This window comes from Acinetobacter sp. ANC 4216 (genome assembly GCF_004331195.1).
Classification (GTDB): Bacteria; Pseudomonadota; Gammaproteobacteria; order Pseudomonadales; family Moraxellaceae; genus Acinetobacter; species Acinetobacter kookii.
Window position 1 is genome coordinate 1 of record NZ_SJOC01000031.1, and the last position, 8,886, is coordinate 8,886.

Annotated in this window: 10 protein-coding genes; 6 read left to right on the forward strand and 4 right to left on the reverse strand. The window is 37.2% G+C overall.

Going from position 1 to position 8,886, the window contains the following annotated elements; all coding sequences use genetic code 11:
- Positions 1 to 281: 281 nt before the first annotated feature.
- A complete protein-coding gene (locus E0H88_RS15570) occupies positions 282 to 752 on the forward strand; it encodes a CinA family protein (RefSeq protein ID WP_131275025.1) in 471 nt (156 codons plus the stop codon).
- Between the two features lie 198 nt (positions 753 to 950).
- Here E0H88_RS15570 and E0H88_RS15575 read toward each other — a convergent pair whose 3' ends face one another.
- The 4 genes from E0H88_RS15575 to mobQ form a co-directional block, all read right to left on the reverse strand.
- Positions 951 to 1,544, reverse strand: coding sequence for a hypothetical protein (locus E0H88_RS15575; RefSeq protein WP_252152037.1), 594 nt, complete (start codon positions 1,542 to 1,544; stop codon positions 951 to 953).
- A 238-nt stretch (positions 1,545 to 1,782) separates the two neighbouring features.
- Positions 1,783 to 2,346: a plasmid replication DNA-binding protein gene (locus E0H88_RS15580; RefSeq protein ID WP_009508997.1), complete on the reverse strand. Its 564-nt coding sequence runs from the start codon at positions 2,344 to 2,346 to the stop codon at positions 1,783 to 1,785.
- Positions 2,347 to 2,409: 63 nt separating this feature from the next.
- Complete coding sequence (gene repM / locus E0H88_RS15585; protein WP_131275027.1) at positions 2,410 to 3,303, reverse strand: replication initiation protein RepM; 894 nt, start codon at positions 3,301 to 3,303, stop codon at positions 2,410 to 2,412.
- Between the two features lie 499 nt (positions 3,304 to 3,802).
- On the reverse strand, positions 3,803 to 5,236 hold the full coding sequence (gene mobQ, locus E0H88_RS15590; protein ID WP_131275029.1) for a MobQ family relaxase: 1,434 nt from the start codon (positions 5,234 to 5,236) through the stop codon (positions 3,803 to 3,805).
- 209 nt (positions 5,237 to 5,445) lie between these two features.
- Between mobQ and E0H88_RS15595 the strand changes: the two genes are divergently transcribed.
- From E0H88_RS15595 to E0H88_RS16020, 5 genes are all read left to right on the forward strand, one after another.
- Entirely contained in the window at positions 5,446 to 5,727 is a 282-nt protein-coding gene (locus E0H88_RS15595) for a DUF8583 domain-containing protein (RefSeq protein ID WP_131275037.1), read from the forward strand.
- A gap of 62 nt (positions 5,728 to 5,789) precedes the next feature.
- The gene (locus E0H88_RS16185; RefSeq protein WP_252152038.1) at positions 5,790 to 5,945 is read left to right on the forward strand and encodes a YqaE/Pmp3 family membrane protein; all 156 of its coding nucleotides are present in this window, start codon (positions 5,790 to 5,792) and stop codon (positions 5,943 to 5,945) included.
- A 1,120-nt stretch (positions 5,946 to 7,065) separates the two neighbouring features.
- On the forward strand, positions 7,066 to 7,386 hold the full coding sequence (locus E0H88_RS15610; RefSeq protein ID WP_005404023.1) for a type II toxin-antitoxin system RelE/ParE family toxin: 321 nt from the start codon (positions 7,066 to 7,068) through the stop codon (positions 7,384 to 7,386).
- Positions 7,379 to 7,651 (forward strand): NadS family protein, encoded by a 273-nt coding sequence (gene nadS, locus E0H88_RS15615; RefSeq protein WP_004896911.1) that lies wholly within the window; start codon positions 7,379 to 7,381, stop codon positions 7,649 to 7,651. The genes E0H88_RS15610 and nadS overlap by 8 nt, the downstream gene beginning before the upstream one ends.
- Positions 7,652 to 8,368: 717 nt before the next feature.
- On the forward strand, positions 8,369 to 8,886 hold a 518-nt coding region (locus tag E0H88_RS16020; RefSeq protein ID WP_131275033.1), incomplete at its 3' end, for a KGG domain-containing protein.

Here is an 8,886-nt window from a genome sequence, read left to right on the forward strand (position 1 = left end):
GCCGTGATGATGACGACGACGATGATCGCGGTAGCCGCTCTGGTGGCCGAGGACGTGGTCGCAGCCGTGATGATGACGACGACGATGATCGCGGTAGCCGTTCAGGTAGTCAGAGAAGAGGGAATACCCCTGCACGTGATGAGCAAGGAAGATTTACTTCTCGGTAATTGACAGATACCTATAATTTTCTCCAAGAAAATTATAAAAGCGCAGATAATTAGTCTGCGCTTTTTAATTTTTCTACAATCTATTAAGTCTTAGAGAAGTTAGGAGTTTATTTTATGAATAGGTGCATAAAGTTACTTTCCAAAGAGAAACTAAGTATTAGTTTTATCGAGAGTGCATCCGCAGGTTACTTAGCTTATCGATTTTCGCAAAACAAATATTCGGGTGATATTTTATATGGTGGTTTAGTATGTTATGACATGAAAGTTAAAGAAAATATTTTAAAGATAAGCCCTAAATTTATAAAAAAATATACTCCGGAGTCTATGGAAGTTACTCAAGAGATGGTAAGAAAAGCCAGTAAGATTTTTAACTCTGATTTGTATATAGGATGTACAGGACTCTTAAAGAGAGGTGGTTCCGAAACAAAAGAAAAGCCAGTGGGTACTTTTTTTTATGTGATTTCATATAAAGATAATATCTATAGTTTTCGATGTTTTTGTAAAGGAAAACCTAAAGAAAAGTTAAAAAAACTAATGAAAAATATTAACCAAAGTTTAATTAAAATTCTTGAAAAGAAAAAATGATATTACTCATTATTTAAAGCGAAATATAGAAGGGTGATGATTTGCTGTTACTAGGTGTTTTCTGAGTTTTTATAAAAAATTAACATAATACACGTTATACGAAGCCAAAAATGGGAGTCAAAGGCTCCCATTTTTACTATTTTTTTTGAAAATTTCGTATAAGTACCATTATGTCAAATAGGGTTAAGTATATTAATTTTATCTATATTTACGATTATCAAATATGTTCATAAATATTAATGTAAAGAATACAATGAGGGTATATTGCAAACTAAAAGCAATAGCAGAAATATAAGGAGGTGCGAAACTGTGTAAGTAGGTAAGAGTATCGCCTTTGCGCCATTCTTTATATGGTGGAAGAGGCTCATCATTAATAATAAACCAAGTCAGGTTCATCAGGCCTAAAGTAAAGCAGAAAAATACAATGCCAAGCCAACCATTGATAGACTGCTGGTTCCTATTTAATGTTGCATAATGCTGACGTATTTGTCTTACATATGTGGCGGGTAGTGGGTGTCTTAAATAATTAAGAACAATAAGGCCAATTACGAAAAAAGTACATATTGCAAAATAGTCATTTAGAAACTTATGTTTGCTTGAAATTGAAGAGTCAATTGTGGCCGGTAATAAGCCCTGAAATGAGAAATCAAAACTGACTATGACTAATGCGATTGCAGTGGGAACAAGATAAAAATAATAAAATGGTGCTGTAACATCTAAATAATATAAAAAAGCTGATTTTTTTTTCATGATTTTTTGGTGATTTCGTTTAAGATTTCCTAAAATTAACATAATACACCTTATACGAAATGCTTGTATTTTTTATTTATATATCAGTATATTAGATTAAGCCGCTCTAGGAAGTAAGGCACCAGAGCGGCCCTTTCTTTATTTTTTATGTTCCACGGTCAATAAGTAAGCAATGTTCCACGGGTTTATTCAGTTTTAATAAACATCATCCGGTTTTTTGAGGAGTCATTATTTCAGGTGCTTGCACTGAAATTGGCTCATCAAAAAACTGGAGTCCTGGTTAACCATAAGGAAGGAAAAAACGGCTCAGGAAGCCCCTTTTTTTAGGTTCAGGCTCAACATGTTCTGGAACAGGGATACGTTTGTTCTCTGGAGTAGTCAATCCGTCCTCTTTAACCTGCTTTAACTGAATATTTGTTGCCATATCAGTTGGGTTTGGCGAAATATTACTTTCAATATTCTCTTTATTAGGTTCACTACTAGCTTTAGGTGGCTTCATTTCAATTAGTGTAAGAAGCGTATCGATACGAGCATTAGCTTTAGCCTCTCTATCTTCTGCTTTTTCTAATTGTTTCTTTAAAAAGTCGATCTGATTTTTTAACTCTACTACTGTTTTATCAGTGTATTCGGGTGTATCCAGATTCTGTATTAGAGACGTATCAATACGTTTTGACTGTTTTCCAGAAAACGGTTCACCATATACACGCAATAATTCTGAAAAGTCTATAAAACCATCATGATCACGGCTTAATACCCCATTTTTTATATCTTTATAAAGTGTCGCTCTAGATTTTTTATACAGTGTAGCAGCATCACTAACACTGTATTTTGTACTTGTTTTCATAGTGTATTACTGTGTATTTAAGATACGTATTGAAGAATACAATAAGTGTATTCTTCAATACACTCAAGGTTTGAAGCCTAAGTTCCGTAAGTAAGGTAAAAACTGCTTCTGTTGTTTTGGATCTCTAAGTTTTTCCTTGATTTTTGAAGCTAATATTTCATAGCTCTCACCCTCACGTGCTAGATAAGAAAGTTCATGTAGACGCGATAGTTGATTACCAAACATGTTTATCTGAGCATCTGTTAACTTATAGAACTCTTTCGGTATGTCTTTACTTTCCTGATCAATGCTTTTTGTTTTTTCTTTAAAAGAAAAAGTAATGTGAGTAACTTTACGACCTGTTTTTTTCTGCTCATACGTCACACGTAAAGGGCTGTATTCATTTATTTGATCTACAGCAGTATCAATTACCCTTTTTTTAAAATCAGCAAATAACGGATACTTTTTACCTAGTTCCAGCATGGTTCGTAGATTATCAACAGAGATTTCACGCTTACCCATTTGCCTGTATTGCACCAGTAACTCATAGATACGGATACCGTACCCACTGTTGATACCTGCGATATCAGATAGAGCATATTTCGTAAATTCTCTACTTAGGTTAGATATAAAAGGCAAAATTGGTTTTGAAAAGCGAATACCAATGACACTTTGACTATCTAAAAACTGAACCTCTTGTACCCATCTCATTTTGATAGATTTATCGTCCACAGAGAGGTTGATAGACCTTTCATAAAGTCTATTAATCCCTTCTTTTAAATCTCTATAGGCTGTTTTCTCGTGTACTCCTAGGAGCTGTAATTCATTAACACTCACTGGGTATAACTCATCATCTGTGATGGGTTGATTCTTTGGAATACGTGAAATGGCTGCTAAGACAATACGTTGCTCTACGGCACTTAATTGATATGAAGCTTCTATAACTTGATTTGATTTTACAACTTGATTCTTATCCAAAATAAAACCATTTAGTTTTAATATATGACAAATATATACTTGTCATAGTTAGTAGTCAATCCGTCATAGTTAAGTAGTCAATCCGTCATAGTTAGTAGTCAATCCGTCATAGTTAGTAGTCAATCCGTCATATTTAAATGCTGAAACCCTTGCTACTAAAGGCATACAGAGGACTGAAAAGATTTAAAATATTTAAAAATAATTAAAAAAGGAAATTTGAAAAATTGCCCTTGGTTTTCGCTTCGCTCAAACTCTATTGAATCTCGCTTTCGCTCGATTCGTCGGGGCAATTTTTGGTTAATATTTGCGTGACTTTTAGAAAAAGCAAAAGCAACTCGGAATTCGCTTCGCTCATAAGTGTTTTATGCTCGCTTCGCTCGGTCTAGGTTCAATTTTCTACATGTGATGAACGCTTTCTTAGGCTAACTTGCCTAAAAAGCTGTTTTTCAGGGAGGCGAGGCGCGAATTTTTTCAGTTCGCTCGTAGACACTCGCTCTGTTTAACGACTCATGCCACGAGATTTCATTTTTGGTACTTGCTGTTGTTTGAGTCGTTGTTCTTGTCTGAGTTTCAGCTGTTGTTCTGCTTTGATTTCATCGATATGTTTTTTGATGACACGATAGGAGCTGTAGAGCTTCTGATATTGCTCAGCTTTCGCTGGGTGATGTTTTTGGTATTGTTTCCAGGCATAGGTTCTAAACTCGTCTTTACCCAGTAAGTTTTTTACACCATGTTGTTTCTTGTCTTCGTGTTGGCTTTTTAAGTGCTGGTGTTTTCGGTAAATATCTTCACGCTGTTCTTCCCAGGCTTTTTTCCCAAATAGCAGCGGTTTCTTTTTGCTGAGTTCTGCATGTTGCTCAACCAGGCTTTGTAATTGGTCCCGGCTTTTCTTTAATTCTGTCCGGATAATGTCCTCGGCCAGGTTTTGTGCGAACTCATTTTGATGCTTTTGCAGCTTGTTTAGGGTATTTGTGGCCTTTTCAAGGCTGCTTTGCATGAAACCTAGATCCAGATTCGCGTCTTTTGCGCTGATTTCGCCTTGAAGTACTTTAGCCAGGGATTCCCTCTGTTTTTCCTCAAACACGGCTTTTTCGTCAATTGGTGGCGTTCTAGCGCTATGTTTGATTTGAATCTGCTGTTCTTTTTTCAGTTTGCTGAGTTTTATCTCATTTTCAGCAATCAGCATGTCCATATTTTTGCCGTATTGCAGCTGAGCCTGGTTTCTTTGTTTGATTTCATCATTGCTTCGGCTGATTTCAGTCTCAATCCCTTTCCGGCGCAGTTCGGTCACTTTCGGTCCCTCGTGCAAAGTCGCTTCCAGACCATTCTCCTGGTCTTTGTAGCTGCGATGATCGACTCGGGCGGTGGATCCGGCCATATCCAGGTGCATATTGCAGATATCAGCAAACTGTTCACGCCAGTGTTCGATTTCTCCACTGTGTTTCTGATCGAGTTCCCGGGTTTTCTCTGTAAAACCTTCTGGAGTGAGTTTACGTGTGCTCATCAGAATATGGGCGTGATAATTGCGCTCATCACTGCCGGATTCGGTATGCGGTGCATGGATACAGGCATCAACCGCCACCTGGTGCCTTTCTACGATTTTAGAACATAGATCCTCAAGCATGGCCAGGCGTTGTTCCTGGTTCAGTTCACTGGGAAAGGCAATTTCAAACTCCCGGGCGACTGTGGAATTTTTTCGAGTTTCTCGTTGTTCAACTTCGTTCCAGAGTTTTTCCCGGTTTTTTAAATGCTTTGGTGCGCCTTCGGGTAAGTAAATCTCTTTGTATTCCACACCGGTTTTTCGGCTGTAATCATGTTCCCGGCCTTCACGTTCGCAATAAATCTTTTCACCTGCGCGATAGGCGATTGCAGCAGTGGCGGAACGCCCTGCAGATCGTGCTACGGTTTTGACTGAAAAGTGGTAAATCGCCATGCCTGTTTTTCGCTTTTAAATTTTCACGTAGTGAAATACAACCGTGGATACGGTTGTCGGGGTATTGGGGTCTCCCCAATCGGACTTGCAAACGAAGTTTGCATAAGTGCGCTCTTCGAGGAAAACATTACTATACATATAGCACCTTGAATGCATATTCAAGTGCGCTTATGTTAGGGATGGTTTCCCAGGATGATGGTATTGGATTAATGAGCGTTACTGAAACTTTAGATAGCAAGATTAAGGCACAGGAAGAGAAGCTAAAACAGCTTAAGGCTCAAAGACAGGCAGCATTGGCAAGAGAACGTGCCAAAGAGAAAGAACAGGCACGAAAGGATGATACCAGACGCAAGATTTTAATCGGGTCCTGTATGTTGAAAATTACCGAAGAAGATGAACAGGCTCGGGCAAAACTGACTGCTCAAATGGATAAGTATTTAACAGATGAAAGAGATCGTAAGCTGTTTGATCTGCCGATATTTAATTATTGATCTGTTGAAAAGATACATAGGAATGTGAAATGAGATTGTTGATTGCTTTAATTTTTCCCTGACTGCTGTTTTTTACGATAGGTCGTCCATTTGCAGGAATGATGTGTTTATTTCTTCAAATTACGATCCTAGGATGGATCCCGGCCGCAATTTGGGCGGTGTATGCTTTATCGCAATATAAGACAGATAAAAAGATCAAAAAAGCATTGCTTTACTAAGTTCTGCGAAGAGGAAAATTAACCATATTTTTCTTTTTAGACCTGAGACGTTGTCCAGATTGACCACACTTTTAAGTGTGGTTTTTTATTTTTACCTAGCCTAAAGATATCATTTAGAAAAGAACCCATTTTTTATGAGTTATAGTGATAATGGCGGAACATAATGATATTGCTTAATAATAAGAATAATTCTATATTAAAAAAATATGGAAAAATTAACTATAACATTTTACTAAGTTTAATTAAAAAAACTTATGAGTAATAAAAATGGAATATTGGAATATTTTTTTATTAATCTCAATAGTCATAATGATATGCCTAACATTTTTTGTATTGTGTGTAGGACGCAAAGTTTGGAAAAATCTTATAGTTACCTTAATAATATCTACTCTCATTAGCTTCCTTATTTTATGCGCTATAAATTTTTTATTTGGACATGGTGTATATATTCCGTGGAGTAACCATAGCCACTGGACAGAGATATTAAGTATAGAAATAATACTCATGAGTTTAGTAATAGGAGGAGTTAGTACCTTCATGATTATGTTAGGGACATTTATTTCTAAAAATAATAGATAGCACAGAATTAATAATCTATAAGTTATAGAAATTACTAGTAATTTTATAAAAAAATTTAGATTTATAAGTGTTGTGCCAATCTATCTTAAAGAATCAATGATTATTCAAATGATTAATAAAAATAAGTTCATTATAGTGATTTTTAAGTTTAATTAATTGTGTGATATTAATCACGCTAATCAATAAGTCAGTGGTCGGTTTTACAATATAATGTGGTGATTATTTAATCAATAGATGCTTTAATCAGCCTCAGAACAATAACTATAAAACGCCACAGCGAAGAAAATTAGCTCTCTAATTCTTACTTATAAAAAGAACTAAAAGAAGAATTAGAGGGTTTTTTTTTTTCTTATCGAATTCACAATATTTTTTCCATCTAGCTCCTATCCCATAAAGGTATGAGGCTACTTTTTTGTGTTATTCCCAAGTAGAAATGTCTGTATAGGACATTTCTACTTGGGAATAACAGAGAGCTTATCGCTCTCGTTTTTTTGTTCTAAAACTGCTAAAATTCTTATACGCCATTGACGTACTTAAACCTATGTTATTCATTGAAACCAGTATTTTTACCAAGCAAATTAAAGAGCTTGTGAATGATGAAGAGTATCGTCAGCTTCAGCAGGATCTCTTGGTACAACCTGATAAGGGCGACTTAATCAAGAATGGCGGTGGCATTCGTAAAGTACGTTGTGCTCAAGGTAATAAGGGTAAAAGTGGCGGTATCCGAGTGATCTATTATTGGGTCACAGAAGATGATCAGATCTTTTTTCTGGTGGCTTATCCAAAGTCAGTAAAAGATAACCTGACTGATAAAGAAACATCGATCTTGCGTCAATTAGTGAAGGAGCAATTTCATGGATAACAACTTATTTGATGACCTGGTTGCTTCGATTAAAGAAGCTGGTGCCATTAAACGCAATGAAATGAAAGCAAGCCGAGTGACTGAGCTTGAATTACCAGATATCAAGGAAGTACGTGAGAAAACAGGCTTAACCCAGGCTGAATTTGCGGCACGCTTGCATATTAGCGCGAGAACGCTCCAAAACTGGGAACAAGGCCGTCGCTATCCGACTGGTCCTGCAGCTACTCTAATTCGTATCCTGGATGCTCATCCAACTCTGATTTAAAAATTTTAGATAATAAAAAAACCCCGGCATCCTGCCGGGGTTTTTCGTATTGGTTCGCTCGGTATAACTCCTGTCGTACCTTACAGTCCTTGTGCTTATCTATTGTTATTCTTCTATGGAACTTCCTGTTCCCGATGAGTTCATCATAGGAAAATTCCAGTATTGCGGATAGCAGCAAAGAGCAGAGATTGATGTGAGCCAAAGCGTACAAAATAGCCTAAATTTTATCCACAGCAATTGGGGATAGTTTTGGAGCCTGGATCCGTATGAAATGGGCACAGATTGCTAAATTGATCGTTTTTTAACCAAATTTACTGGCAAAATGTTACAGATTCGCTTAAAAACTCACCAACTTATTACAAAAGCCAACTTTTTGCCTTTTCTTGGTCATGACTAAATTTTTAAGTTATTGATATTTATATTAATATACAAGTGTACTTCGTATAATCGCCATTATGTTAAATGGCTAACATGTTTATATAGAAATCCATGTTTTTAGCTTCAGTTCTTATAGGTAAATATACGGGACTTTCTTGTTATCTTCGTAAATAAAAAATAAAAAAAAATTCTTAAATTAAAGTTTTTTATATGAATATTAATTAGTGCTTTTACATTAATAAGATTAGAAACATATGCCAGGTTCATTCTTAAATTTATATCTTCTAACTTAGACAAGCTATTTACCTTTCGCGAAGAATAATTAGAGGCGGTATAGATATGGCTAATCAAGATGATGATACAAATACATCAAATCGTGGATTTGCGAGCATGGATCCAGACCGACAACGTGAGATAGCGAGTCAGGGTGGTAAAGCTGCCCATGAAAGTGGAAATGCTCATGAATTTACTTCTGACGAAGCTCGTGAAGCTGGAAGAGCTGCCCATCGAAGTGGAAATGCTCATGAATTCACTTCAGAAGAGGCGCGCGAAGCGGGCTCCCGTAGTCATATAAATGATAATAATTCTGGTGGCCGAGGACGTGGTCGCAGCCGTGATGACGACGATGACGATGACGATCGCGGTAGCCGCTCTGGTGGCCGAGGACGTGGTCGCAGCCGTGATGATGACGATGACGATGACGATCGCGGTAGCCGCTCTGGTGGCCGAGGACGTGGTCGCAGCCGTGATGACGACGATGACGATGACGATCGCGGTAGCCGCTCTGGTGGTCGAGGACGTGGTCGCAGCCGTGATGACGACGATGACGATGATGATCGCGGTAGCCGCTCTGGTGG